This window comes from Enterobacter sp. 22499, assembly GCF_052044815.1.
Classification (GTDB): Bacteria; Pseudomonadota; Gammaproteobacteria; order Enterobacterales; family Enterobacteriaceae; genus Enterobacter; species Enterobacter bugandensis.
Genome location: NZ_JBQENR010000006.1, coordinates 174,900 through 200,044, shown reverse-complemented (window position 1 = coordinate 200,044; position 25,145 = coordinate 174,900). Strand labels below are relative to the sequence as shown.

The following is a 25,145-nucleotide window of genomic DNA, read 5'->3' as shown; positions in this document are numbered from 1 at the left end:
AAAATAGCATCGGGGAAAACTGACTTAGGCAGGGATAAATAACTGAGACATTTTCTTTAGTTATTTAATATCTCATTAACAATAAAAAACATTAATAGTCACAACCACAAATAAAAAAGCCGTTTATTCCTTACGGTATAAACGACTTTTCCGGAACATTACTGGCTCAATGGAGCACCGTCACCGCATCCTTAAGACGCCCGGCGCGGTGTTTCACCATGGCAGAGATATGCGCGCTCTCCTCGACCAGGTCGGCATTTTTTTGCGTAATGCTGTCCAGTTCCGCCACCGCGCGGGTTAGCTCTGACAGCCCGGTCGCCTGTTCGGACGTCGAGTGGCTGATCTGCGCGATGAGCTGCGTGACGTTTTTCACCTGCTCGACAATGTCATCCATCGTGCGGCCTGCGGCGTGCACCTGCTCCGAGCCGGACTGTACCCTGCTGGCGCTGGCATCAATCAGCTTGCGGATATCGTTAGCCGCATTCGCGCTGCGGCTGGCAAGGTGGCGCACTTCCCCCGCGACCACGGCAAAGCCTTTCCCCTGCTCGCCGGCTCTTGCCGCTTCAACGGCCGCATTCAGCGCCAGGATATTGGTCTGGAAAGCGATGTCGTTAATCAGGGAGGTAATCGAGCCGATGCGCTGCGTGCTATCGGCGATGTCATCCATCGTTTTCACCACGGTCTGCATCGCGTTGCCGCCTTTCGTCGCCGCGCTGCTCGCGGCGACGGAGAGTTTGTCCACTTCGGCGGCGGTTTCTGAGTTGCTCTGAACGGAAGCGGCCATCTGGTTCATCGTTGCGACGGTCTGCTGCACGTTCGCCACGGTCTGACGCGTACGATCGTTCAGCGCTTCGTTCCCCTGCGCCAGCCTGTCGCTGCCGTCACGGACGCTCATCACCTGGCTTGAGACGTCATTGATGAGCCAGCGGCACATCAGCCCCAGCTGTCCTACCGCGCGCAGGGTCAGCCCCAGCTCGTCGCTGCGGTTCAGATGCTGCACGCTGTTGCGCTCGCCGGTCGCCACCTTCAGCGCCTGATGCGCGACGTTTTCGATCGGGCGGACAATCTGTTGCTCAAACAGCAGCGTTCCCAGCAGCGTTACCACGGCGGCCGCGGCGAGCGGCACCCAGCCTGCGGAGGTGGTCACCAGGGTAGCGGCAAGCGCGGCAAAGAGCGCCGCCATCACGCTGCGTACGCGCCAGCGTAGCGGCATGGAAGGAAGTTTACCCAACCAGCCCTTACGCACCACCAGTCCTTTTTGGATGCGTTTTTTACAGCTCCCGTTATTCAGCGCCCGGTAGAGCGGCTCTACGGCAGCGATCTCTTCCTCCGTGGCTTTGGTGCGGATCGACATATACCCCGTCACATGCCCATTCCGCACCATCGGTACCGCATTCGCGCGCACCCAGTAATGATCGCCATTTTTACGCCGGTTTTTGACAATGCCGCTCCACGGCTCACCCTGCTGCAGGGTGTACCACATATCGGCAAACGCCGCTTTTGGCATGTCGGGATGGCGCACCAGATTGTGCGGCTGGCCCATCAGCTCATCAAGCTGATAGCCGCTCACCTGCACAAAGGTGTCGTTTGCATGGGTCATATAGCTGTGGACGTCGGTGGTCGACATTAAGGTGGTGTCATCGTCCAGAGGATAATTATTCTGGGTGACACAGGAAGGAGAAGACATGACGGGCATTCCTTGCAGGTTATTCGAATGTTAATTTTGTGGTTTATTGTTTTTTCGGCGGTAAACAATTTATCTTTAGTTGTTAAACTTGATGGAGATCGCAGATTTCACTTAAACCGCACTTTTTGTGAGATTTTATAATTCATTGATTCCAAATACTTTCGTAAAGAAATTATCTATAAAGCATGACCTGTTAACGCCCACTTAAGCCGCAAGCCATGCACTCCTTTAGTGCAATTGCCTTTTTGTGCACCTGAGAATGCGGGTTGCCCTGTACCCCTAAATCCCGTTTCGATTGCTCCGGCATGATTAAATATTGCGCAACATAATTTTAACCTGGCGTTTATCCCGATTTTCGTTAAGTCATCTGAAGTGGCGTAATCCCTGCAATACTTAACTCAGTATCATGTGATACGCGATCCCCGGGAGCATATTTTGAACAGGTTACCTTCCAGCGCCTCGGCTCTTGCCTGTACCGCGCACGCACTGAATCTCATTGAGAAGCGAACGCTCGATCATGAGGAGATGAAACAACTTAACCGAGAGGTCATCGATTATTTTAAAGAGCATGTGAATCCTGGTTTTCTGGAGTATCGCAAATCTGTTACCGCCGGCGGGGATTACGGAGCCGTAGAGTGGCAAGCGGGAAGTCTCAACACGCTTGTCGACACCCAGGGACAGGAGTTTATAGATTGCCTGGGTGGTTTCGGTATCTTTAACGTGGGGCACCGTAATCCAGTAGTGGTTTCCGCCGTACAGAATCAACTTGCGAAACAACCTCTCCATAGTCAGGAACTGCTCGACCCGCTTCGCGCCATGCTCGCGAAAACGCTGGCGGCCTTAACGCCCGGCAAGCTGAAATACAGCTTCTTCAGCAACAGCGGCACCGAGTCGGTCGAGGCGGCGATCAAGCTCGCCAAGGCGTACCAGTCGCCACGCGGGAAATTCACCTTTATCGCCACCAGCGGCGCGTTCCACGGGAAATCCCTGGGGGCACTGTCTGCGACCGCCAAATCCACTTTCCGCAAACCGTTTATGCCGCTGCTGCCGGGCTTCCGCCACGTGCCGTTTGGCGACATTAACGCCATGCGCACCGTGCTGAGCGAATGCCGTAAAACCGGTGACGACGTGGCGGCGGTGATCCTCGAGCCGATTCAGGGTGAAGGCGGCGTGATTTTGCCTCCACAGGGCTACCTGCCCGCCGTGCGTCAGCTGTGCGATGAGTTTGGCGCGCTGCTGATCCTCGACGAAGTGCAGACCGGGATGGGGCGCACCGGCAGGATGTTTGCCTGCGAGCACGAGAACGTTCAGCCGGACATACTGTGTCTTGCGAAGGCGCTCGGCGGCGGCGTGATGCCGATTGGTGCAACGGTTGCCACCGAGGAGGTGTTCTCGGTGCTGTTCGACAATCCGTTCCTGCACACCACCACCTTTGGCGGTAACCCGCTGGCCTGTGCGGCGGCGCTGGCCACCATAAACGTGCTGCTGGAGCAAAACCTGCCTGCGCAGGCGGAGCAGAAAGGCGACATGCTGCTGGACGGCTTCCGCCAGCTGGGGCGTGAGTACCCGGATCTGGTGCAGGAGGCGCGCGGCAAAGGAATGCTGATGGCAATCGAGTTTGTCGACAATGAAATCGGCTACAGCTTCGCGAGCGAGATGTTCCGCCAGCGAGTGCTGGTAGCCGGCACGCTCAATAACTCGAAAACCATCCGCATTGAGCCACCGCTGACGCTGACCATTGATCAATGTGAGCAGGTGCTGAAGGCGGCGCGCAAGGCGCTGGCAGCGCTGCGGGTAAGAGTAGAAGAAGTATGATTTAATCCCTCCTCTTATGGAGGAGGGAGTTATATCCACTCTAATTTCATTTCAATTTGTAATTAAACATGGCATATTGAAAATCACTCTTACATTGCCCTAAAGAACAATTCCCGTTTTAAATTAATATTTAATTTTAATAAAAGGATAGCGTTCAATAACAATGCAGAAATATCACTCTCGGCGATTGCACCTTACTAAATCAGGCTAAATAGCTCATCAAACATACCCTCCCATTCTAAAAACTAATAAATTTTTAATTAAAACCCATTTAAGAATTTCTAAGCAAAAATCAACCAGCAATAGATTGATATAATATGCCTCGCCTCATAAAATACGCTTTCGGAACATCACGAGAATGTGCAAAACACAGCGTACTGTATGATTCTGTATATTCATGATTTTTAATCTGAATAGTCTTGTATTAAGTCACCTTTAATTTTGTTTCAACTTGACAGAAAACTTTTTATTTAAAAGGATTTGTATGAAAAAGCATGTTTTAGCAATGGTTGTTGCTGCATCTATGGCAAGCGGCGTGATGATGAACGCACAGGCAGACACCACCACAGTAAGCGGCGGTACCGTTAATTTCGTCGGTCAGGTTGTTAACGCTGCCTGTTCAGTTGCTGCCGATTCTGTTGACCAGACCGTTATCCTGAGCCAGGTTCGTACCGTGAAGCTGACTCAAAGCGGAATGCTGGCGAATCAGAAAGAAGATTTCAACATTAAACTGGAAGATTGCGACACCACTGTCAGCCAGAACGCAGCGGTTATTTTCAACGCGCAGCAGGATGCTACTCAGCCGGGCGCTATGGCGAATACCGCGGGTGCAGGTTCCGCACAGAACGTGGCTCTGCAGCTGTTTGGACCGGACGGTAAAAACCTGGATCTGGGTACCACCTCTTCTGCAATCGGCCTGATCAACGGTGAAAACATTATCCCACTGAGCGTTGACTACATCGCTACAGGCGCAGCAACACCAGGTAACGTAGCATCTACCGCTACCTTCCAGATGGTTTATTCCTAATCGAATTAGGATGCTGTCATCCCTCCTTCGTACGCCTGTACGAAGGAGGGATTTTTAATATAACCGACCGTTTTATATAGATTAAATACATAGGCTTAAACGGCATGTTTTATTCTATGTATTTGATTATGTATTCAATGAAGTGATATATAAATGAAACGAATTAATACTGTATCTTTGATAACGAAGCTGATTACGCATTCTTTTTTATTCGCAGCTACGGTGCTGACTACGGCTCACGCTGGGGGGATAGGCCTGGGCGCAACGCGTATTATTTACCCTCAGGGTGATAAACAGATTTCGTTACCTATTACGAACTCGTCTCAAAGCAATGCTTTCCTGGTGCAATCGTGGGTTGCGAACGCCGATCAATCGAAGTCCACAGACTTTATTGTTACGCCTCCACTTTTTGTTATGCATCCTAAAAAAGAAAACACCATCAGGATTATGTACGCTGGCCCAGATTTGCCGAAAGACAGAGAAAGCGTTTTTTATTTCAACAGCAAAGCTATCCCGGCCGTGGATAAAAGTAAGTTGCAGGGAAATACATTGCAGATTGCGACGCAGAGCGTCATTAAGCTTTTTATTCGCCCAAAAAAATTGCCTACCCCGTCAATTGACGCGCCAAAGGCGCTGCGCTGCACGGTCAGTAACGGCAAGTTGACCATCAAAAACGCGTCGCCTTATTACGTGTCGCTGGTGCAATTCAAAGCGGGAAACGCAAAGTTAACCAATAACATGGTTCCGCCAATGAACAGCCTGGTCGTTGATCTACCTGCCGGTAGCGGGAGCCAGGTGACGTTCCAGACCGTTAACGATTTCGGTGCTACCACCCCTGTTCAGACATGCCCTGGAGCATAATTTTCCCGGAAAAATACCGAACATAGCGCGTTGAAGCAGGCAGAGAAAAATGAAGTTTCGCAAGTATCAGACAAGGATAGTCAATCATCGTTTGGCCCCTCTCACGCTGGCCATGCTCGGCGCATTCGCATCCGTTAATGCGGATGCGGGCTATTATTTCAACCCTGCCTTTCTTTCAAGCGATCCTGCGGCGGTTGCTGATTTATCACGTTTTAGTAATGCTGGTCAGGCGCCAGGGGTCTATCGCGTGGACGTATGGCTGAATGACAATTTTTTAGCCACGCGCGACGTGACGTTTAACGTGCGCAAAAATTCAACACCTACGGATGACGATACGGGGCTGACGCCCTGCCTCTCGCGTAAGTCACTTGATGCGATGGGGGTAAATGTCGATGTCTTACCCGGTCTTAAGGACGAAAAAGCGGGCAACTGTGTCGATTTGCCGGCAGCCATTCCCGCTGCCACCACATTTTTTGATTTTGAACACCAGCGCCTGAATATCAGTATTCCGCAAGCGGCGCTGCGTAATAACGCGCGCGGGTACATTCCCCCTGAGCAATGGGACGAAGGCATTAACGCCCTGTTGCTGAATTATGACTTTTCGGGTTCGCATAGTCACAATAGCGGTGATTACGGTTCGACGACAGACAACTATTTTCTGGGACTTAACAGTGGATTAAACCTGGGGCCGTGGCGGCTGCGGGATTTCTCTACATGGAGCTACAACAGCAGCGGCTCAGAGACCTACACCAACTGGGAACACATTAAAACCTATGTTGAACGTGCCGTTATCCCGCTAAAAAGCAAGCTAACAATCGGCGAGAACTATACCACTTCGGATGTCTTCGACAGCCTGCCATTCCGCGGGGTGCAGATCAATTCTGATGACAACATGCTGCCTGATAGTATGAAAGGTTTTGCGCCAACCATTCATGGGATCGCTAAATCCAACGCCCAGGTCACCATCAAACAAAACGGTTACACCATTTATCAAAGCTATGTGCCGCCCGGGGCGTTTGCCATTAACGATCTGTACCCCACCTCCTCCAGCGGTGACCTGAATGTAGAGGTCAAAGAATCTGACGGAACGATCAGCAGCTACTCTGTGCCCTATTCCGCGGTTCCGGTTTTACAGCGTGAAGGCACCGTAAAATATGCCGCCACTGCCGCCCGCTATCGCAGTAACAGCGATCAGCAGGAGGACACAAACTTTGTCCAGGGAACACTTATCTGGGGGTTACCAAAAGGATTTACCGTCTACGGTGGTACGCAGCTGACGGAAAAATACTCTGCCTTTGCGTTGGGTACCGGGGTGAACCTGGGGAATTTTGGCGCCGTATCGGCCGATCTCACCTCCGCACAAAGCGAACTGAGCGACGGTAGCTCACATAACGGGCAATCAATACGTTTCTTATATGCAAAATCGTTGAACGGCATGGGCACCAATTTCCAGCTGTTAGGCTATCGCTATTCCACATCCGGTTTTTATACCCTGGATGAAACCACCTATAAGCAAATGAAGGGTTATGTCGGCCAGGACGATCCCAACGACCACACCGACGACAATCAGCCCGTGTGGACCGATTATTACAATCTGTACTACACCAAACGCGGCAAGCTGCAGGCCAATATTTCCCAACAGCTGGGCACTGCCGGGTCGATTTTCCTCAACGGCAGCCAGCAAACGTACTGGCATACCGATGAAAAAAATACGCTTATTCAGCTGGGTTATAGCGGAACGGTTGCGGGCGTAACCTATAACCTGACCTACAACTACAATAAATCCCCTGGCATGAGTGAAAGCGATCGTATTTATTCTTTAACGCTCTCCTTCCCGCTCAATCTGTGGCTTCATCCAGGTGGAGATGTGACCAAACGTTTAAACAGCATTTACGCCACATACGGCATGAGCACCGATAACGACGGCAGGGTCAATAATACTGCCGGCATCAACGGAACGCTGCTTGAAGACAATAACCTCAGCTACAGCGTTCAGCAGGGATATCAGAACCAACATACCGGTGCCAGTGGAAGCATCAGCACGGAATATGATAGCGCCTACGGTAATGCGAGCCTGGGGTACAACTACAGTAACAATGGCGATTATCAACAGATCAACTACGGCCTCAGCGGCGGTATCGTCGCGCATCGCAACGGCATCACCTTAAGCCAGCCGTTGGGGGATACCAATGTCCTGATCGCCGCGCCGGGCGCCAGTAACGTTAAGGTCGAAGACGGCCCAGGGATCCACACCGACTGGCGTGGTTATGCGGTTGTGCCGTATGCCAGCGCATACCATCGTAACCGCATGGCGCTGAACACCAACTCGCTCAGCGACGATCTGGACATTGACGAGGCTGTAACCCACGTTGTTCCAACCCAGGGCGCCCTGGTTCGCGCCACCTTTAAGGCGCGCTCAGGAACGCGCGCGATGATTGCACTCATGCATAACGGGCGCCCTGTGCCCTTTGGCGCGGTTGTTACGCGCAGCGATGAAGGTGGGGACACCATCGTAGGCGATAACGGCGAAGCGTATCTGTCTGGGCTGGGCGAAACAGGGAGTCTGACAGCGCAATGGGGCGACACAGATGATAAAAAATGTGTTGCCGTTTACAAGCTAAGTGAAACAAAGCAGTCCCTCGTGCGTTTAAAAGCGGAGTGCCGATAAGTGAAAGTACGCATTATTTTTTTATTACTCAGCCTTACGGCTTCTACGCAAAGTCTGGCAGCGGTTTGCCATAACTTTGATCACAGCATTACGAATGTGAATTACGATCTGACGGCCACGCTGACAAAAGAACAAAACCAGCTGGGGCAGGCAGTTGAACTGGTTAAATCACAGGATGTGGGCGTAAACGCCATATGTGACTATCATCCAGATGGCGATTCCCGTACCTATCGCTCATACAGGAATACCTACCCGGTGATTTTCACGGAAGACCAGTGGCAGTATATGAATCTTGACCCGATCTATATTGCAGGGGCGATGCGGATAACCGATTCCGAAATTGGTGAATATTTTCCGCCTGGAGACTATATCCATATGGGTAAAGATTACAGGGTGGATAAAGAGGATATGAACATACCTTTCCCGGTATATGACTCCAACCTGGTATTCCGGTTAAAAATTATCAAACCTTTTATCGGCACGGTCATTATCCCCAGTAAAGTGATGTTTAATGTTTATATCACCACCGAAAATACCGACCCGTTGAATGATATTGTTTATCAAATAACATACAGCGGCGCGGTCACGGTGCCGCAAAACTGCATCATTAATGCGGGGCAAATCATTACGGTTGACCTGGGAAAACTCAACAGTTCTTCATTCACGAAAGCGGGTGAGAAACCTTCTAATGCGCCGGTAAAAACCTTTAATGTTCCCATCGAGTGTAATGCGGACGTGATTTCGCCTGCGCATCTTACGCTTCGACTGGTCGCCAACGCAGACAGCAACGTCGGCCAGGCGATCGCTACGGATAATAAAGATGTCGGCGTGGTGGTAACCAACGAAAATGGCACCGTCATGATACCTAACGACGCCTCCAGCACCGCTGATTTTATTACTGATAGTTCGGGCCATGCTGATGTCACGTTAAAAACCTACCCCATCAGCACGACAGGGAAGGCCCCGGCAGAAGGTCTGTTTACTGCGTTGGCCTGTTTACGTATCGATTTTGCGTAAGGGTGAAAAATGAGAGTCTTGTATTTTGTCGCCCTGGCGACGCTGTTCTCTGGCATAGCAACAACGTACGCCGATGAGGGTTTTACAGTTAACCTCCAGATATACGGCACAATTATCGGCGAATCGTGTGAAGTTGATGTGAACAGTAAAGAACAAACGGTTGATTTAGGCGCATTCGATATATCTGAATTTCCCGCAACCGGAACAACGACACCGGAAAAAGCGTTCACGATCGATCTTAAAAATTGTTCACGCGCCATTCAGGGGACAAAAATCTGGTTCAGCGGTATGCCGGATACCAATAACTCGGACCTGCTGGCGCTCAGCGACACGGGTAAAGGAACGGCTGGCGAAATGGCGACGGGCGTTGGCGTAGAGCTTCTCAATGCCGGAATGAATCCGATTAAAATAAATAATACGGAATCCGAAATTTATCCCTTAAAGCAGGGAGATAATAGCCTGACGTTTAATTTACGGTACAAATCGACCCTGCCCGAGGTTACGACAGGGAATGCTACGGCCATCATGTATTTTGATCTGCTCTATCAGTAGGATGCGGAAATGAAAAAGTTTTTCACAATAATATTCACCGCGCTTTTTCTGGTGCCATTTTTTTCAGCGCGTACACTGGCGCACGACGGTACAATTTATATCACTGGCGTGATCCATAAAAAGACGTGCAGTATCGCGCCTGATTCTCAGAACCTGACCGTCACAATGGACAGCGTGCAAAGTAAATATTTCACCCAGTCAGGTATGGGCGCTGATTATCATCCGTTTGCTATTAATGTGGAAAACTGTGCCGGAACAGAAGGCTCAGTCAGTATTACCTTTGACGGCACACCCGATACAGCAAACCCGGATTTACTGACGCTCATCGGCGGTGAAGGCTACGCAACCGGTATCGGCGTAGGAATTTACAACCAGGACAAGTCGCTCATCTCTATGGGAAGTAAAAGCCAGAAGACGATGATTATTCCTAATCAAAGCGACGCGACTCTCCAGTTTTACGCCCGCTATGTTGCCACCGCAAACAAGGTCACCACGGGAACGGCAAATGCGACGACAACCTTTATTCTCAATTATGCGTAAGTGTGTTTATCCGGCGAAGATCCTGCTTCTCTTTTTTCTCTCCACCATCATGCTTCAGGCGCAAGCTGGCGTGGTGATCGGCGGAACGCGGTTTGTCTATCCGGAACGTGAGAAATCGATCAGCTTTTCCGTGCGTAACCCTTCTGACGAATCGTATCTGATCTACACCAAAGTCGAGCCGGGTGGCCTGTGGACTGGGGCGGATGCCCCACACGGGGTTCAATCCGCATTTGTGGCCACGCCGCAGCTGTTCTCATTGCGTCCGCAACGCGAAAACACGATTCGGCTGATATTTACGGGAGGAAAGTTACCCGAGAACCGGGAAACGCTGTTCACGTTAAACGTTGCGGCGATCCCTTCCGCTAACCCGCACACCACGGGTGTGCAAACGGCGGTACGTTCACGCTTTAAACTTTTTTATCGGCCCACCGGGCTCACCGGCAATCCCGATGATGCTTATCAGGCCTTACGCTGGTCACGAAACAAAAAAAACGTCGTTGTGAATAATCCGACGCCTTACTACATCACGCTTTATCAGCTCAGCCTCGGCGGTAAGCGCATCGCTGATGGCGGCCTTGTCGCCCCTTTTAGCGAGCGAGCGCTCGAGGGTTGTCCAGACCCAGGGGTATGCCAGGTGCGCTGGCAAGCGATTAATGACTATGGACGCATTATGCCTGTTCGTACACAGGCACTGGCGTCCTAGTCCCGTCTCTCTCTTTTACGGAATAATATCAATGGAAGTTTCAACCTCCCTTCGTCGCCTTTCGCTTCTGCTGGCTGCGACCCTGACTTTCTCAGCCGCAGCGCAGGCAGAGCAAGCAACGCCACAGCAGATTGAACAAACAGGAAAAGCCGCCGAAGCGTATTTCGCCGCCCATCCTGAAAAAATGGGTGAAATTGTCTCTACCTATCTCGCTGAACATCCTGAGTTTTTAGTTGCGGCAGGGGAAAGCCTTCGCCAGCGTCAGGAGATAGCGCAGCAACAGGCCATGGTGCAAAATGTCATCCTCCATCGCGAGCAGCTGCTTGCTGGCGGCGATCCTGTTGTCGGGCCCGCCAACGCAAAAGTCGCCGTGGTGTCTTTTGTGGATGAGCAATGCGTGAACTGCAACGTCACAGAAACGCTTATCCATGCCAACCCGGATATCCGTTTTATCTTTAAAAAATTGCCTTCGGCCGGGTCGGCAAACAAAGTGTTACAGGACAATGTGAAGCTCGTGAAGCAGATCGGTTTTGCCAACGCGCCGGCGTTTGTGGTTTTACCTCAGGAAAAAGATCCGGTCATTCAGCGCATTAGCGTCATGTCAGGAAACGTCTCTTCCGATGCATTAATCATGGCGATCCAGAAAGCCAAAGGATAAGCCAGGATGCCCGATGACGCGCATGAGTGCGTCATCGGGCATCGAATTACTCCGGCAACAGCCCCACAAAACTGCGTTTCTTACGCGGCTCCGACATCAACTCCTCAAGCTTATCCACGCACGCCAGATAGTGCGGGGTTTGCTTATGCGCCAGCACCGCCTCTTCGTCTTTGTAGGCCTCGTAGATAAAGAACCGGGTTTTCACCCTCGGGTCCTGCAACACGTCAAAGCGCAGGTTTCCCGGCTCCTTGATTGCTCCCTCGTGGTTGGCGCGAAACACCTCCAGGAACTCGTCCACCCGCTCGGGCTTGATGTTAATCTCAACCAGAGTCACGTTCATTTTGCTTCTCCCTGTTTCTCGTCCTGCCAGAACTGGAACGCATCACGGGCTTTCCAGTTCTCGTGTACCACTTTCTTCACCGCCTTCAGCATGGCGAGCGGCGCGCTGGACTGGAAGATATTGCGCCCCATGTCCACGCCGGACGCCCCCTGATCAATCGCCCGCCAGCACATCTCCAGCGCCTCGAGCTCCGGCAGCTTTTTGCCCCCGGCGATAACGATCGGCACCGGGCAGCTGGCGGTCACTTTTTCAAAGCCCTCGTCCACGTAGTAGGTTTTGACGAACTGCGCCCCCATTTCGGCGGCGATGCGGCTGGCGAGCGAGAAGTAGCGCGCGTCACGTGCCATCTCCTTGCCGACGCCCGTTACCGCCAGCGTTGGCATGCCGTAGCGTGCGCCCGCGTCCACCAGCTTAATGATGTTGTTAATCGACTGATGCTCAAACTCGCTTCCGATATACACCTGCGCCGCCACCGCGCAGACGTTCAGGCGCAGGGCATCCTCCATTGCCACCGCCACGCACTCGTTCGACAGCTCGCCCAGAATGGAGTTACCGCCGGAGGCGCGCAGCACCACCGGTTTGTTAGTCGCGGCGGGCACCTGGCTTCGCAGAATGCCACGGGTACACATCAGCACGTCAGTTTCGCCAAACAGCGGGGCGATGGAGAGATCGATACGCTCAAGGCCGGTGGTCGGCCCCTGAAAGTAGCCGTGGTCAAAGGCCAGCATCACCGTGCGGTTGCTCTTCGGGTTGAAGATACGCGCCAGGCGGGACTGCATGCCCCAGTCCAGCGAGCCGCAGCCCTTCAGCGTGAACGGCACATTCTGCTGCGGCGTGCCGATACCAAAATCCTTGCCGTCTTTGATGTCGTCTAAATCAGCCATTTGCTCCCCCGTCAGAAATCGTATTTGCTGATGTTCTCTTTGGTGAACACCACCCGCTCCGGCAGCAGCACGATGCCGTTGCCCTTCGCCTCATACTGATAGCCCTGCACGCTGTTCGGCTCCACCTTCAGCGCGCCGATACCTTTTACGTCCACGCTGTCGCCAGGGTTAAGATCGCCTTTTTTCAGCAGACGATCGGCGACATTGACCGCAATTTTGCCCTGTTGTACGACATCCCACAGGCCGAAGGCTTTCACCGTCCCGCGCTCAACGTATGGACGCATGACGTTCGGCGTGCTGAAGCCGACAATCGCCACCCCTTCCCGCTTCAGGTTTTCCGCCGCCTGCGCCGCCGCCGGCAGGGCGTTGGCGTCCGGCGCGATTATCGCGTCCAGATCCGGATACGCTTTTAAGATCCCCTCGGCGGTCTGCAGAGATTTGGTGGCGTCGTTATAGCCAAACTGGGTGGTCACGATCTGCCACTGGGGGTGATCTTTCTCGATTTTGGCCTTCGCCTCTTTCACCCACTGGTTCTGGTCGGTGACGGTGGGGCTGGAGTAGAAGAACGCCACTTTGGCATTCGGCTTGGTGACCTGCTTACCCGCCATCTCCACCAGCAGGCCGCCGAGCTGTTCCGGCGTCCCCTGGTTGATATAAATGCTGCGACACTCCGGTTTGGTGTCGGAATCCCAGGTCAGCACCTTCACGCCGCGCTGCATCGCGCGCTTCAGCGCCGGGCAGAGGCCGTCCGGCGACACGGCGGAGACGATAATGGCGTTGTAGCCCTGGTTGACGAAGTTATTGATGAGCTGCACCTGGCCGGAAACGCTCGGCTCTGTCGGGCCGTCGTAGGTCACGTCCACGCCAAGATCTTTCCCCGCCTCTTTCGCGCCGTTGCCGCCGCTGGTGAAGAAACCCACGCCCACCAGCTTGGGGATAAAGGCAATGCGGTCCGCCGCCTGCGCCGAAGCGAAGCTGAGGGCCATTGCCAGGACGAGCAGTTTTGTTTTCATCTTACGCTCCGGATAGTTTTCTGAAGAGAGATCGCACCCATTCGCGGTGCAGACTTAGCGAACGTCCCATCACCACCACAACCAGCAGCGCCCCCGACAGCGCGCTCGACACCTGGTTGGGGATGCCGACCATCTGTAATCCCTGCTGGAGATACCCCACCAGCAGCGCCGCCAGCGCCGTACCCAGCACCGACCCTGAACCCCCGTAAATATTTGCCCCGCCGAGTACGGCGGCGGTGAGTGCGGGCATCAGCAAATCACGCCCCAGATCCGAACGCGCAGAGCCGAAATAGGAGACCATCACCAGCGCTGCCACCGCCGACGCCACGCCGACCAGACCGTACAGCGCGTAGGGCATGCCGTTCACCGACAGCGCCGCATAGCGCGCCGCGCGCGGATTCTGGCCGATTAAAAATAGATGGCGGCCAAAGCGCCCGCGATGGGTAATCAGCCAGAAGAAGGCGGTAATCACCGCGAACAGCACCAGCGGGATCGGCAGCCCCAGCACCGTGAGGTTAGCGAACGCGGTAAAACCGTCCGGGAAGCCGCCGATGCCCTCGTAGCCCGTCGCCCCCGCCATGCCGGAGAGCAGCAGCGCGCCGCCGCCGTAGAGGTAGAGCGTGCCGAGGGTAATGACTAAAGGGCTAATGCCGGTGTAGTGGATCAGCGCCGCATTCACCAGCCCACACAGCAGGCCAAGCAGCAGCGTCAGCGGAACGGCGATCGTCATGGGCCACCCCGCCTGCATCATCACCCCCAGCGCGATGGCGCACAGGCCGATGGTGGAGCCCAGCGAAATGTCGATCCCGCCGCTGATAATCACCAGCGTCAGCGGCAGCGCCACGATGCCGATGCAGATGAAATCGCTGGTGCTGAACAGCAGCATATTAACGTCGAGCATGCGCGGGTTAATGGCGCCGAAGAGCAGGATCTCCAGCACCAGCAATATCAGCAGCGCGATTTCCCAGTTGAGCCTCATTTACGCCACCTCTTTGTTGCGTTTGGGAAAGGGGGTGACGTGCTTTCCCCCTCTGTTGCCAGGCTGGAACCGGCCGTACTTCAGCGCCCGCTGATGGCGTGACAGCGCCTGGCGCAGCCGCCCGTCGAGCACCAGCACGCCCAGCAGCACCAGCCCGGCGATGAAGTCGTTCCACCACGCCGGTAGCCTGAACAGCACCAGCACGGTGTCGATTTGGGTAAGGAAGAACGCGCCGAGGAACGCACCGACCAGCGTGCCGGTGCCGCCCAGCAGCGAAATGCCGCCGAGCACGCAGGCGGCAATGGCCTTCATCTCCAGCCCGCTGCCGGTCTGGTTGGGCACAAAGCCGATCTGCGCGGCAAAAACAATCCCGGCGCAGGCTGCCAGCATGCCGTTGAGGGTGAAGGCGATCATGCGCGTGCGGTTCACCGCCACGCCCAGCTGGCGCGCGGCGGCGAGATTATCCCCCACCGCGTAAAAATCACGCCCGAACGAGGTGCGCGATAGCCCCCACGCGCCAACGACAACGAGAATCAACACTCCCACGCCGAGCGGTGAAATACCGATGGCGGCAGGCTCGGAGAGAGATTTAAGCCCCGGCGGCAGCCCTTCAATCCACTTTCCGCCCGTCCAGAGCAGCATCGCTCCGCGGTACAGCCCCAGCGTACCGAGGGTGGCGACAATCGCCGGAATGCGCAGCCCCACCACCAGAAAACCGTTAAACGCCCCCGCCAGCGCGCCAATCGACAGCGCAAAAAGTATCGATACCGGCAGGCTGTAGCCACCGTTGAGCGCCACGCCGACGGCAATCGCGGACAGCCCGACGGTCGAGCCCACGGAGACGTCGATATTGCGGGTCAGCATCACCAGCGCCGCGCCGATGGCCAGCAGGATCAGGATCTGCGCGCTGGCGAAGATCATCCCCAGCGTTTGCAGGCTGAAGTAGGACGGATTCAGCGCCACCAGCACGGCGAACAGCGCCAGAATGGCAAGAAACGCGCTCAGCTCGCGGTTTTTGAGTAAGATCTTCATGATTGTCCTCCAAACGCCAGCGCCATCATCCGGTCGAGGCTGACGGCGTGGCGCGGCAGCTCGCCGCTGAGTACGCCCTGATGCATCACCAGCACGCGGTCCGCGAGGCCGGGGAATTCATCGAGATCGCTTGAGATCATCAGCACCGCAACATTCTGCGCCGCCACGCTTTTAATGAGCTGGTAGATATCGGCGCGCGCCGACACGTCCACGCCGCGCGTCGGCTCATCGACGATCAGCAATAAAGGATTGGCCTCCAGACAGCGCGCCAGCAGCACCTTCTGCTGGTTGCCGCCGGAGAGCGTGCGCACGGTTTGATCCGCATGATTGAGCTTGATCCCCAGCGCACGGTGATAGCGCTCCACCACCGCAGACTCCCGCTTTCGCTGCTGCCAGAGCGACGGCTCGTTCAGCGCCACCGTGTTCCAGCGGACAGGCGCGTCGAGAAACAGGCCGGACACCTGCCTGTCTTCCGGCAGATAAACCAGCCCTTTTTCCAGACGTAAACCCACCGGATCGGAGGTGATCTCCCGGCTCTCCAGCCACACCCGCCCGCCGCGTACGGGACGCAGGCCGTAGAGCGTTTCGGCAAACTCGGTGCGCCCGGATCCGACCAGTCCGGCAAGGCCGACGATCTCCCCGGCGTAAATCTCCAGGCTGAGATCGATAAAGCCCTCTCCGGTGAGATCTTCCACGCGCAGCACCGGAAAATCCTGCGGCTGGGTGCGGCGGTTTCCCGGCAGCGCCAGCCACAGCTTTTGCGCATCGCTTAAGCCTTTCTCGCGGCTGACCGGCGTCATGGCGGCGATCAGGGCGCTGTCGTCAAACTGGGCGGTTTCGCCGCTGAGCACCACCGCGCCGTCGCGCATCACCGAAACGTGGCTCGACAGCGTGCGGATTTCCGGCAGCTTATGCGAGATAAAGACAATCCCGACGCCGAGCGCCTGTAAGGCGCGGATCTGGCGAAACAGCCGTTCGGTTTCGCCGGGCGTCAGCGAGGCCGTGGGTTCGTCGAGGATCAGAATTCTGGCGTTGCGCATCAGCCCGCGCAGGATCTCCACCATCTGCTGGTCCGCCACTTCCAGGGTGCTGGCCGTTGCGTCGAGATTAAGCTGACATTGCAGCTGCTGGAGTTTCTCCGCCAGGCGTTTTTCCCGATCGCGCTCTCGCGGCAGGCGGAACAGGATGTTTTCCCGCACCGTCAGGTTGGGAAAAAGCAGAGGCTCCTGCGGCACCAGATAAATGCCTAACCGGTGCGCCTGCGCCGGGGTAAGCCGTGCAAAAGAGTCGCCCGCAACCGAAAGTTCACCGCTATCCGGCATTTCCACCCCAGCGACGATCTTCATTAGCGTCGATTTTCCCGCGCCGTTACCGCCCATCAGCGCATGCACCTGCCCCGCAAGCAGCGTGAAATCAATGCCTTTTAAGACCGGCACGCCTGAGAACTGCTTGCTGATATTTCGCGCGTTGAGAAGTGGTGTCATCATCGCTCCGCTATTGAACAAATGATTTTTAGATTTAATAATGTTCAAAAGCGTAGACGGTGAACTATATTTACAACCGTGCAGGGATCACAGTTTTATCGATTGAGATTCAGATTAACCAGAAACGATCTAAAAGATCCGTTTTGCCGCGTGGCTCACATTTTCACGCCGCGCCATCACGAACATATGATCTAAATTTTTATAAGAGTTCAATTATGAGCGATAAACGCACTGCGGAAGAAGGACGGTTTGCCGGGCTGGCGCTGGCGGAAGAGGAGCTGGTGGCGCGCGTCGCCTGGTGCTACTACCACGACGGGCTGACCCAGAATGATATCGGCGAACGGCTCGGTCTGCCGCGCCTGAAGATCTCCCGCCTGCTGGAGAAAGGCCGCCAGTCGGGGGTGATCCGCGTGCAGATCAACTCCCGCTACGAGGGCTGCCTGTCGCTGGAAACCGAGCTACAGCAGCGCTTTGGGCTGAAGCTGGTGCGCGTGATGCCTGCCCTAAATACCCCGCCGATGAACGTGCGGCTGGGCATTGGCGCGGCGCAGTCGCTGATGGGCGTGCTGGAGCCCGGCCAGCTGCTGGCGGTGGGGTTCGGTGAAACCACCATGAGCAGCCTGCAACACTTAAGCGGCTTTATCAGCTCGCAGCAGATCCGCCTCGTGACGCTTTCCGGCGGCGTGGGGCCGTATATGACCGGTATCGGCCAGCTGGACGCTGCCTGCAGCGTCAGCATGATCCCCGCCCCGCTTCGCGTCTCATCTGCGGAAGTCGCCGGGATCTTAAAGCGCGAAACCAGCGTTCGGGACGTGATCCTCGCCGCGACCGCCGCTGACGTGGCGGTGGTCGGCATTGGTTCCGTGAACCAGCGCCGTGACGCGACCATACTGCGCTCCGGCTATATCAGCGAAGGTGAACAGCTGATGTACGCCCGTAAAGGGGCGGTGGGCGATATCCTCGGCTATTTCCTTAACGCCGAAGGGGAATGCGTCGAGGAGCTGGAGATCCACAAAGAATTACTCGGCGTCTCGCTCGATGAACTGGCGCAACTGCCAACAATCGTCGGCGTGGCCGGAGGGGAAGAGAAAGCCGATGCGATTTATGCCGCACTGAAAGGTCGCCGTATTAATGGCCTGGTGACGGAAGAGACGACAGCCCGCGCGGTGCTGGCTCTGGCCGAATAAGAGTCGCCCTGCGCTAATAGCGAGGCAAGCTCATGAGTTACCTTTTAGCGTTAGATGCAGGGACAGGCAGCGTTCGCGCCGTGATTTTCGATTTACAGGGCAACCAGATTGCCGTCGGCCAGGCCGAATGGAAGCACCTGAGCGTGGAGAACGTGCCGGGGTCGATGGAGTTCGATCTCGACACCAACTGGCAGCTGGCCTGCCGGTGCATTCAGCAGGCGCTGGAGCGCGCGCGCCTGAGCGCGGCGGATATTCAGTCCGTCGCCTGCTGTTCGATGCGCGAAGGGATCGTGCTGTACGACCGCAGCGGCGAGGCCATCTGGGCCTGCGCCAACGTTGACGCCCGCGCCAGCCGCGAGGTGGCTGAACTCAAAGAGATCCACGACTACCGTTTTGAATCCGAAGTGTATGACGTTTCCGGCCAGACGCTTGCCCTTAGCGCCATGCCGCGCCTGCTCTGGCTGGCGCATCACCGTCCGGACATCTACCGCAAGGCCGCGACCATCACCATGATCAGCGACTGGCTGGCGGCAAAGCTCTCCGGCGAGCTGGCGGTCGATCCGTCTAATGCGGGCACCACCGGCATGCTGGATCTCTTTTCACGCGACTGGCGTCCGGCGCTGCTCGACATGGCCGGGCTGCGCGCCGATATTCTCTCGCCGGTGAAAGAGACCGGCACCGTGCTGGGGGCCATCACGAAAGAAGCCGCACAGCAGAGCGGTTTACGCGAGGGCACGCCGGTAGTGATGGGCGGCGGCGACGTGCAGCTGGGCTGCCTGGGGCTGGGCGTTGTCCGCGCCGGACAAACGGCGGTGCTGGGCGGCACCTTCTGGCAGCAGGTGGTTAACCTGCCGCAGGTGCGCACCGACCCTGAGATGAACATCCGCGTGAACCCGCACGTTATCCCCGGCATGGCGCAGGCGGAGTCGATCAGCTTCTTTACCGGGCTGACCATGCGCTGGTTCCGCGACGCCTTTTGTGCCGAAGAGAAGCTGATTGCCGAGCGGATGGGGATGGACACCTATTCCCTGCTGGAAGAGATGGCGGGCCGCGTACCCGCTGGCTCCCACGGCGTAATGCCAATCTTCTCCGACGCGATGCATTTCAAGCAGTGGTACCACGCCGCGCCGTCGTTTATTAACCTCTCTATCGACCCGGAAAAGTGCAACAAAGCGACGCTGTTCCGCGCCCTGGAGGAGAACGCGGCAATCGTCTCGGCCTGTAACCTGACGCAGATTTCGCGCTTCTCCGGCGTGACGTTTGATAGCCTGGTGTTTGCGGGCGGCGGCGCAAAGGGTGCCCTGTGGAGCCAGATTTTAAGCGACGTCACCGGCCTGCCGGTGCGCGTGCCGGAAGTCAAAGAGGCAACGGCGCTCGGCTGCGCCATTGCCGCCGGAACGGGCGCGGGGCTGTTTGCGGATATGGCCTCGACGGGCGAGCGGCTGGTGAAGTGGAGCCGCGAGTTTACGCCAAACCCGCAGCACCGGGAGCTGTACGACGGCATGATGAAGAAGTGGCAGGCGGTGTACGCGGATCAGCTCGGGCTGGTGGACAGCGGGCTGACCACGTCGATGTGGCAGGCGCCGGGGTTAGCGCGTGCAGCGACGCCGTAAATAACGCCGGATGGCGCTGCGCTTATCCTTCCTGGGGTTTTGTAGCCCCGGTAAGCGTAGCGCCACCGGGGAAGTTCTTTGAGATCTATCACAATCATTCGATCCCGCTTTTACCTTTCTGCTGCCGCTGGCTAAATTAGTAACTCATCCGACCACATAACAATAATTTTACACTGGAAGAGACTATGAGCCGCTACCCGTCGCTATTCGCCCCCCTCGATCTGGGGTTTACCACCCTCAAAAACCGCGTGCTGATGGGCTCGATGCACACCGGGCTGGAAGAGCGTCCGGACGGAGCCGAGCGCCTGGCGGCCTTCTACGCCGAACGTGCCCGCCACGGGGTGGCGCTGATTGTCACCGGCGGCGTAGCCCCTGCCCCTTCAGGCGTGACGATGGAGGGCGGCGCAGTCCTGAATGATGCGACACAGCTGCCGCATCACCGCATTGTCACGGACGCGGTGCATAACGAAGGCGGCAAAATCGCCCTGCAAATTCTGCATACCGGGCGCTACAGCTATCAGCCAAAGCTGGTTGCGCCATCGGCTATTCAGGCGCCGATTAACCGCTTTACCCCTCACGCCCTCAGCCACGACGAGATCCTGGCGCTGATCGACGATTTTGCCCGCTGCGCCGCGCTGGCGCGTGAGGCGGGCTACGACGGCGTGGAGGTGATGGGCTCTGAAGGCTATCTGATTAACGAATTCCTCGCCGCACGCACCAACCAGCGCGACGACGAATGGGGCGGTGACTATGCCCGCCGGATGCGCTTTGCCGTGGAGGTGGTGCGCGCGGTGCGCGAACGTGCGGGCGCGGACTTTATTATTATCTTCCGCCTGTCGATGCTCGACCTGGTGGAGGGCGGCGGCACGTTCGACGAAACCGTGCAGCTGGCGCAGGCGATTGAAGCCGCAGGTGCCACCATCATCAACACCGGGATTGGCTGGCACGAAGCGCGCATCCCGACCATCGCCACGCCGGTGCCGCGCGCGGCGTTCAGTTGGGTAACGCGCAAGCTGAAAGGCAAAGTCTCCGTTCCGCTGGTAACGACGAATCGCATTAACGACCCGCAGGTGGCGGACGATGTGATCTCACGCGGCGACGCCGATATGGTCTCGATGGCGCGTCCGTTCCTCGCGGATGCCGAACTGCTCTCTAAAGCGCAAAGCGGCCGTGCGGATGAGATCAACACCTGCATCGGCTGTAACCAGGCCTGTCTGGATCAAATATTCGCTGGCAAAGTTACCTCATGCCTGGTGAACCCCCGCGCCTGCCATGAAACCAAAATGACGGTGGTTGCGACGGTCAATAAAAAACGCCTGGCCGTGGTAGGCGCTGGCCCCGCTGGGCTGGCGTTTGCGGTGAATGCCGCCTCGCGCGGGCACAGCGTGACGCTGTTTGATGCCGCCGGTGAAATTGGCGGGCAGTTTAATATCGCCAAACAGATCCCCGGCAAAGAGGAGTTCTATGAAACCCTGCGCTACTACCGCCGGATGATCGATCTGACGGGTGTTGATCTGCGGCTTAACCAGCTTGTCAGCGCGGCGGATCTGATCGGTTTCGACGAGGTGATCCTCGCGAGCGGGATCGCACCGCGCACGCCTGCAATCGAGGGTATCGATCATCCGAAGGTGTTGAGCTATCTGGACGTATTGCGTGACAAAGCGCCCGTTGGCGAGAAGGTGGCGATTATCGGCTGCGGCGGGATCGGCTTTGATACCGCGATGTATTTAAGCCAGCCGGGCGAGGCCACCAGCCAGAACATCGCCGAGTTTTGCGTAGAATGGGGCATTGATACCAGCCTGAGCCAGTCCGGCGGATTACGGCCGGAAGGGCCGCAGCTGCCGAAAAGCCCGCGCCAGATCGTGATGCTCCAGCGTAAGGCCAGCAAGCCGGGTGAAGGGCTGGGCAAAACCACGGGCTGGATCCACCGCGCCACCCTGCTCTCGCGCGGAGTGAAGATGATCCCGGCGGTGAGCTACCAGAAGATCGACGACGATGGGCTGCATGTGCTGATCGGTGGTGAACCGCAGCTGCTGCGCGTGGATCATGTGATTTTGTGCGCCGGACAGGAGCCAAAGCGCGATCTGGCCGATCCGCTGCGCGAAGCGGGTAAAACGGTGCATTTGATCGGCGGGTGCGACGTGGCGATGGAGCTGGATGCGCGGCGGGCGATTGCGCAGGGCACCCAGCTTGCACTGGTTATTTAGCGACGGCGACCCAGCTTCACCGCTTTCAGCACCACAAACTTGTTATTGGTCGCAATGGTGACGCAGTTGCCGAAAATCTTCTTCAGCTTGTGGAAGTAGTCCAGGTGGCGGTTCGCCACGATATACAGCTCGCCGTTGATTTTCAGGCAGCGGCGCGCGTGGTGGAACATCTCCCACGCGACGTTATCCGTCAGGGCGTGCTTCTGGTGGAACGGCGGGTTGCAGAACACGGCGTTGAAGCGGAAAGGCTCAACGCCGGAGAGCGCGTTGTTGATCATAAATTCGCAGCGATCCACCGCTTCCGGCATGTTGGTTTCTACGTTCAGACGGCTGGAGGCCACCGCCATCGGCGACTCGTCGCTGAACACCACGCTGGCTTCCGGATTCTTCGCCAGCAGCGTCAGGCCAATCACGCCATTGCCGCAGCCCAGATCGACAATCTCCCCTTCCAGGTTTTCCGGCAGGTGCTCCATAAAGAAACGCGCCCCAATATCCAGCCCGGTGCGGGAGAAAACGTTCGCATGGTTATGGATGGTCCAGTCGGTGCCTTCCAGTTTCCAGCTCAGCGTCTCCGGCGCGTCGGCCAGCGCCGGTGCGCTGAAGGTGCAGTTGATCAGGCGCGCTTTTTTCCAGGCAAGCGTGGTAGTGGTCGGGCCGAGCACTTTCTCGAACAGCTCCAGCGTTGAGGTGTGAATATCGCGCGCTTTGGCACCCGCAATGATGCGGGTTTCCGGCGTGACGACTTTACGCAGCGCGCGCAGCTGCTGCTCCAGCAGCGCCATGGTTTTGGGCACTTTGATCAGCACCACGCCCGGCGCCTGCGGGTAGTCCGCGGTGCTGTCGAGGAACTTCACGCTGGACTCGTCGATGTCGTTATGGCGCAGGTTTTCACGCGTCGCCAGTTCGCTTAAGTAGGAATCGCCAATGCTGTACGGCGTGTGCTCTGCCAGGGCGCAGCCCAGGGCACCAAACGCGTCATTCAGGATCAGAACCGGGCCGCGGATTTCAGTCTCATCCAACTGCTGCAGCAGATATTCATCCGCCGCTTCCCACGCCTGAAGCGGGTTAACGTCGTCCGTTTCCGGGAAACGTTTAAGGTTGAGTGAACGGAAACCGTTGTCTAAGTGGCTCATCGGCCCTCCTGAATGGTAAAATTTGGCGTATCCCTGAAAAGGGTGCGTGAGTATACCCGTTTTCGCATTAATTTGGGCTTTTGATGAACCAACTTACTTATCTCCAGGGCTACCCGGAGCATTTACTGACTCAGGTTCGCAGCCTGATTGCCGAGCAGAAGCTCGGCGCGGTGCTGGAAAAACGCTACCCCGGCACGCACGATTTCGCGACCGATAAGGCCCTCTGGCAGTATACGCAGGATCTGAAAAGCCGATATCTGAAGAGCGCGCCGCCGATCAACAAGGTGATGTACGACAACAAGATCCACGTGCTGAAAAACGCGCTCGGCCTGCACACCGCCATCTCCCGCGTGCAGGGCGGCAAGCTGAAGGCTAAGGCGGAGATCCGCGTGGCGACGGTGTTTCGTAACGCGCCGGAAGCCTTTCTGCGGATGATCGTGGTGCATGAGCTGGCGCACCTGAAAGAGAAAGAGCACGACAAAGCGTTCTATTCCCTGTGCTGCCACATGGAGCCGCAGTATCACCAGCTGGAGTTTGATACCCGCCTGTGGCTTACGCATTTATCGTTAAATGGTAATGCGGAATAGCGCACTGGTTTTGCAATAATCCCGTGCTACAGTGGCTAAAGGTTCCCCGCTACGGAGTACGTAAACGTTTATGATACGTTTCGCAGTCATTGGAACGAACTGGATCACGCGCCAGTTCGTCGACGCCGCCCACGAAACCGGCAAACTTAAACTCACCGCAGTCTATTCCCGCAGCCTTGAGCAGGCGCAGAGTTTTGCTAACGACTACCTCGTCGAGCATCTCTTCACCTCCCTGGATGAAATGGCGCAAAGCGACGCCATTGACGCGGTCTATATCGCCAGCCCGAACTCCCTGCACTTCCCGCAAACGGCGCTGTTTCTCGGCCACAAAAAGCACGTGATTTGCGAGAAGCCGCTGGCCTCGAATATTGAGGAAGTGGAAGCGGCCATTGCGCTTGCCCGCGAAAACCAGGTGGTGCTGTTCGAAGCGTTCAAAACCGCCAGCCTGCCGAATTTCCTTCTGCTGCAGCAGTCCCTGCCGAAAATTGGCAAAGTGCGCAAAGCCTTTATCAACTACTGCCAGTATTCGTCGCGCTATCAGCGCTATCTGGACGGCGAGAATCCGAATACCTTTAACCCGGCCTTCTCAAACGGCTCGATTATGGATATCGGTTTTTACTGCCTGGCCTCTGCCGTAGCGCTGTGGGGCGAGCCGCACGGCGTTACGGCCACCGCCAGCCTGCTGGAGAGCGGCGTGGATGCACACGGTTTGGTGGTGCTGGACTACGGTGATTTTAGCGTCACGCTGCAGCACTCCAAGGTGAGCGATTCCGTGTTGCCGAGCGAAATTCAGGGCGAAGCCGGGTCGCTGGTCATCGAGAAGATCTCCGAATGCCAGAAGGTGAGCTTCGTGCCGCGCGGCGGCAAAGCGCAGGAACTGACGCAGCCTCAGCATATTAACACTATGCTCTATGAGGCAGAGGTCTTCGCCCGTCTGGTGGAAGACAACGAAGTGAATCACCCAGGCCTTGCGGTAAGCCGCACCACGGCGAAGCTGCAAACCGAGATCCGCCGCCAGACCGGCGTGGTGTTCCCGGCAGACGGCATAGGCGCGGAAGCGATCGCGTAAAGCTGTGTAATGAAACGGCGCAGGCCATTGACGAAACCGATGGTCTGACATATTTTGTTACCTGCAAAGGGGAGTAACTTCTTCGCCGG

At 56.4% G+C, this 25,145-nt stretch carries 22 protein-coding genes; 14 read left to right on the top strand and 8 right to left on the bottom strand.

Features of this window, described 5'->3' with window-relative positions; translation table 11 throughout:
- Nucleotides 1-166: 166 nt before the first annotated feature.
- Nucleotides 167-1,687 carry a methyl-accepting chemotaxis protein gene (locus ACTJI7_RS17595; RefSeq protein ID WP_063155312.1) on the bottom strand — a complete coding sequence of 507 codons (1,521 nt, stop codon included), beginning with the start codon at nt 1,685-1,687 and terminating at the stop codon, nt 167-169.
- Between the two features lie 435 nt (nt 1,688-2,122).
- Between ACTJI7_RS17595 and ygjG the strand changes: the two genes are divergently transcribed.
- The 9 genes from ygjG to ACTJI7_RS17550 all read left to right on the top strand — a co-directional run bounded on the left by ygjG (nt 2,123) and on the right by ACTJI7_RS17550 (nt 11,528).
- Nucleotides 2,123-3,502 carry a putrescine aminotransferase gene (gene ygjG / locus ACTJI7_RS17590; RefSeq protein ID WP_063155311.1) on the top strand — a complete coding sequence of 460 codons (1,380 nt, stop codon included), beginning with the start codon at nt 2,123-2,125 and terminating at the stop codon, nt 3,500-3,502.
- Nucleotides 3,503-3,986: 484 nt separating this feature from the next.
- Nucleotides 3,987-4,529, top strand: a complete 543-nt coding sequence (locus ACTJI7_RS17585; protein WP_028014482.1) for a fimbrial protein BcfA — start codon at nt 3,987-3,989, stop codon at nt 4,527-4,529.
- Nucleotides 4,530-4,682: 153 nt separating this feature from the next.
- Nucleotides 4,683-5,390 (top strand): fimbria/pilus periplasmic chaperone, encoded by a 708-nt coding sequence (locus ACTJI7_RS17580; protein ID WP_028014483.1) that lies wholly within the window; start codon nt 4,683-4,685, stop codon nt 5,388-5,390.
- A 49-nt stretch (nt 5,391-5,439) separates the two neighbouring features.
- Nucleotides 5,440-8,058, top strand: coding sequence for a fimbrial biogenesis usher protein (locus tag ACTJI7_RS17575; protein ID WP_063155310.1), 2,619 nt, complete (start codon nt 5,440-5,442; stop codon nt 8,056-8,058).
- A complete protein-coding gene (locus ACTJI7_RS17570; RefSeq protein WP_047367092.1) occupies nt 8,059-9,075 on the top strand; it encodes a fimbrial protein in 1,017 nt (338 codons plus the stop codon).
- A gap of 9 nt (nt 9,076-9,084) precedes the next feature.
- The gene (locus ACTJI7_RS17565) at nt 9,085-9,627 is read left to right on the top strand and encodes a fimbrial protein (RefSeq protein ID WP_048960488.1); all 543 of its coding nucleotides are present in this window, start codon (nt 9,085-9,087) and stop codon (nt 9,625-9,627) included.
- Nucleotides 9,628-9,636: 9 nt separating this feature from the next.
- Complete coding sequence (locus ACTJI7_RS17560; RefSeq protein ID WP_028014487.1) at nt 9,637-10,167, top strand: fimbrial protein; 531 nt, start codon at nt 9,637-9,639, stop codon at nt 10,165-10,167.
- The gene (locus ACTJI7_RS17555; RefSeq protein WP_074147987.1) at nt 10,133-10,870 is read left to right on the top strand and encodes a fimbrial biogenesis chaperone; all 738 of its coding nucleotides are present in this window, start codon (nt 10,133-10,135) and stop codon (nt 10,868-10,870) included. The genes ACTJI7_RS17560 and ACTJI7_RS17555 overlap by 35 nt, the downstream gene beginning before the upstream one ends.
- Nucleotides 10,871-10,901: 31 nt before the next feature.
- Nucleotides 10,902-11,528, top strand: coding sequence for a hypothetical protein (locus ACTJI7_RS17550; protein WP_049137050.1), 627 nt, complete (start codon nt 10,902-10,904; stop codon nt 11,526-11,528).
- Between the two features lie 46 nt (nt 11,529-11,574).
- Here the strand turns inward: ACTJI7_RS17550 and lsrG are convergent, their stop codons facing one another.
- The 6 genes from lsrG to lsrA are packed head-to-tail and all read right to left on the bottom strand — an operon-like array spanning nt 11,575 to nt 17,260.
- Nucleotides 11,575-11,868 carry a (4S)-4-hydroxy-5-phosphonooxypentane-2,3-dione isomerase gene (gene lsrG, locus ACTJI7_RS17545; RefSeq protein WP_003862606.1) on the bottom strand — a complete coding sequence of 98 codons (294 nt, stop codon included), beginning with the start codon at nt 11,866-11,868 and terminating at the stop codon, nt 11,575-11,577.
- Nucleotides 11,865-12,752: a 3-hydroxy-5-phosphonooxypentane-2,4-dione thiolase gene (gene lsrF, locus ACTJI7_RS17540; protein ID WP_063155309.1), complete on the bottom strand. Its 888-nt coding sequence runs from the start codon at nt 12,750-12,752 to the stop codon at nt 11,865-11,867. Before lsrF ends, lsrG begins: the two co-directional genes overlap by 4 nt.
- An 11-nt stretch (nt 12,753-12,763) precedes the next feature.
- Nucleotides 12,764-13,765, bottom strand: coding sequence for an autoinducer 2 ABC transporter substrate-binding protein LsrB (gene lsrB / locus ACTJI7_RS17535; RefSeq protein WP_047367089.1), 1,002 nt, complete (start codon nt 13,763-13,765; stop codon nt 12,764-12,766).
- 1 nt (nt 13,766) lies between these two features.
- A complete protein-coding gene (lsrD, locus tag ACTJI7_RS17530; protein WP_063155308.1) occupies nt 13,767-14,744 on the bottom strand; it encodes an autoinducer 2 ABC transporter permease LsrD in 978 nt (325 codons plus the stop codon).
- Nucleotides 14,745-15,776 (bottom strand): autoinducer 2 ABC transporter permease LsrC, encoded by a 1,032-nt coding sequence (lsrC, locus tag ACTJI7_RS17525; protein ID WP_063155307.1) that lies wholly within the window; start codon nt 15,774-15,776, stop codon nt 14,745-14,747.
- Nucleotides 15,773-17,260: an autoinducer 2 ABC transporter ATP-binding protein LsrA gene (gene lsrA, locus ACTJI7_RS17520; protein ID WP_440670511.1), complete on the bottom strand. Its 1,488-nt coding sequence runs from the start codon at nt 17,258-17,260 to the stop codon at nt 15,773-15,775. Before lsrA ends, lsrC begins: the two co-directional genes overlap by 4 nt.
- A 215-nt stretch (nt 17,261-17,475) precedes the next feature.
- Here lsrA and lsrR point away from each other — a divergent pair, with 215 nt between their 5' ends.
- The 3 genes from lsrR to ACTJI7_RS17505 all read left to right on the top strand — a co-directional run bounded on the left by lsrR (nt 17,476) and on the right by ACTJI7_RS17505 (nt 22,267).
- A complete protein-coding gene (gene lsrR / locus ACTJI7_RS17515) occupies nt 17,476-18,447 on the top strand; it encodes a transcriptional regulator LsrR (RefSeq protein ID WP_028014496.1) in 972 nt (323 codons plus the stop codon).
- Between the two features lie 32 nt (nt 18,448-18,479).
- Complete coding sequence (gene lsrK / locus ACTJI7_RS17510) at nt 18,480-20,060, top strand: autoinducer-2 kinase (protein WP_063155305.1); 1,581 nt, start codon at nt 18,480-18,482, stop codon at nt 20,058-20,060.
- 185 nt (nt 20,061-20,245) lie between these two features.
- Nucleotides 20,246-22,267: an NADPH-dependent 2,4-dienoyl-CoA reductase gene (locus ACTJI7_RS17505; RefSeq protein WP_063155304.1), complete on the top strand. Its 2,022-nt coding sequence runs from the start codon at nt 20,246-20,248 to the stop codon at nt 22,265-22,267.
- Here ACTJI7_RS17505 and rlmG read toward each other — a convergent pair.
- Complete coding sequence (gene rlmG, locus ACTJI7_RS17500) at nt 22,264-23,400, bottom strand: 23S rRNA (guanine(1835)-N(2))-methyltransferase RlmG (protein WP_063155303.1); 1,137 nt, start codon at nt 23,398-23,400, stop codon at nt 22,264-22,266. The genes ACTJI7_RS17505 and rlmG overlap by 4 nt on opposite strands.
- An 83-nt stretch (nt 23,401-23,483) precedes the next feature.
- Between rlmG and ACTJI7_RS17495 the strand changes: the two genes are divergently transcribed.
- Nucleotides 23,484-23,987 carry a YgjP-like metallopeptidase domain-containing protein gene (locus tag ACTJI7_RS17495; RefSeq protein WP_023333531.1) on the top strand — a complete coding sequence of 168 codons (504 nt, stop codon included), beginning with the start codon at nt 23,484-23,486 and terminating at the stop codon, nt 23,985-23,987.
- Between the two features lie 70 nt (nt 23,988-24,057).
- Nucleotides 24,058-25,056: a Gfo/Idh/MocA family protein gene (locus ACTJI7_RS17490; RefSeq protein WP_028014500.1), complete on the top strand. Its 999-nt coding sequence runs from the start codon at nt 24,058-24,060 to the stop codon at nt 25,054-25,056.
- Nucleotides 25,057-25,145: the final 89 nt, after the last annotated feature.

What these genes read in the sequence shown, in the direction of transcription:
- ACTJI7_RS17595 (WP_063155312.1), bottom strand. Translation starts at nt 1,687, where the DNA reads ATGTCTTCTCCTTCCTGTGTCACCCAGAATAATTATCCTCTGGACGAT.
- ACTJI7_RS17585 (WP_028014482.1), top strand. Translation starts at nt 3,987, where the DNA reads ATGAAAAAGCATGTTTTAGCAATGGTTGTTGCTGCATCTATGGCAAGC.
- ACTJI7_RS17580 (WP_028014483.1), top strand. Translation starts at nt 4,683, where the DNA reads ATGAAACGAATTAATACTGTATCTTTGATAACGAAGCTGATTACGCAT.
- ACTJI7_RS17575 (WP_063155310.1), top strand. Translation starts at nt 5,440, where the DNA reads ATGAAGTTTCGCAAGTATCAGACAAGGATAGTCAATCATCGTTTGGCC.
- ACTJI7_RS17565 (WP_048960488.1), top strand. Translation starts at nt 9,085, where the DNA reads ATGAGAGTCTTGTATTTTGTCGCCCTGGCGACGCTGTTCTCTGGCATA.
- ACTJI7_RS17560 (WP_028014487.1), top strand. Translation starts at nt 9,637, where the DNA reads ATGAAAAAGTTTTTCACAATAATATTCACCGCGCTTTTTCTGGTGCCA.
- ACTJI7_RS17555 (WP_074147987.1), top strand. Translation starts at nt 10,133, where the DNA reads ATGCGACGACAACCTTTATTCTCAATTATGCGTAAGTGTGTTTATCCG.
- ACTJI7_RS17550 (WP_049137050.1), top strand. Translation starts at nt 10,902, where the DNA reads ATGGAAGTTTCAACCTCCCTTCGTCGCCTTTCGCTTCTGCTGGCTGCG.
- lsrG (WP_003862606.1), bottom strand. Translation starts at nt 11,868, where the DNA reads ATGAACGTGACTCTGGTTGAGATTAACATCAAGCCCGAGCGGGTGGAC.
- lsrF (WP_063155309.1), bottom strand. Translation starts at nt 12,752, where the DNA reads ATGGCTGATTTAGACGACATCAAAGACGGCAAGGATTTTGGTATCGGC.
- lsrB (WP_047367089.1), bottom strand. Translation starts at nt 13,765, where the DNA reads ATGAAAACAAAACTGCTCGTCCTGGCAATGGCCCTCAGCTTCGCTTCG.
- lsrD (WP_063155308.1), bottom strand. Translation starts at nt 14,744, where the DNA reads ATGAGGCTCAACTGGGAAATCGCGCTGCTGATATTGCTGGTGCTGGAG.
- lsrC (WP_063155307.1), bottom strand. Translation starts at nt 15,776, where the DNA reads ATGAAGATCTTACTCAAAAACCGCGAGCTGAGCGCGTTTCTTGCCATT.
- lsrA (WP_440670511.1), bottom strand. Translation starts at nt 17,260, where the DNA reads ATGACACCACTTCTCAACGCGCGAAATATCAGCAAGCAGTTCTCAGGC.
- lsrR (WP_028014496.1), top strand. Translation starts at nt 17,476, where the DNA reads ATGAGCGATAAACGCACTGCGGAAGAAGGACGGTTTGCCGGGCTGGCG.
- lsrK (WP_063155305.1), top strand. Translation starts at nt 18,480, where the DNA reads ATGAGTTACCTTTTAGCGTTAGATGCAGGGACAGGCAGCGTTCGCGCC.
- ACTJI7_RS17505 (WP_063155304.1), top strand. Translation starts at nt 20,246, where the DNA reads ATGAGCCGCTACCCGTCGCTATTCGCCCCCCTCGATCTGGGGTTTACC.
- rlmG (WP_063155303.1), bottom strand. Translation starts at nt 23,400, where the DNA reads ATGAGCCACTTAGACAACGGTTTCCGTTCACTCAACCTTAAACGTTTC.
- ACTJI7_RS17495 (WP_023333531.1), top strand. Translation starts at nt 23,484, where the DNA reads ATGAACCAACTTACTTATCTCCAGGGCTACCCGGAGCATTTACTGACT.
- ACTJI7_RS17490 (WP_028014500.1), top strand. Translation starts at nt 24,058, where the DNA reads ATGATACGTTTCGCAGTCATTGGAACGAACTGGATCACGCGCCAGTTC.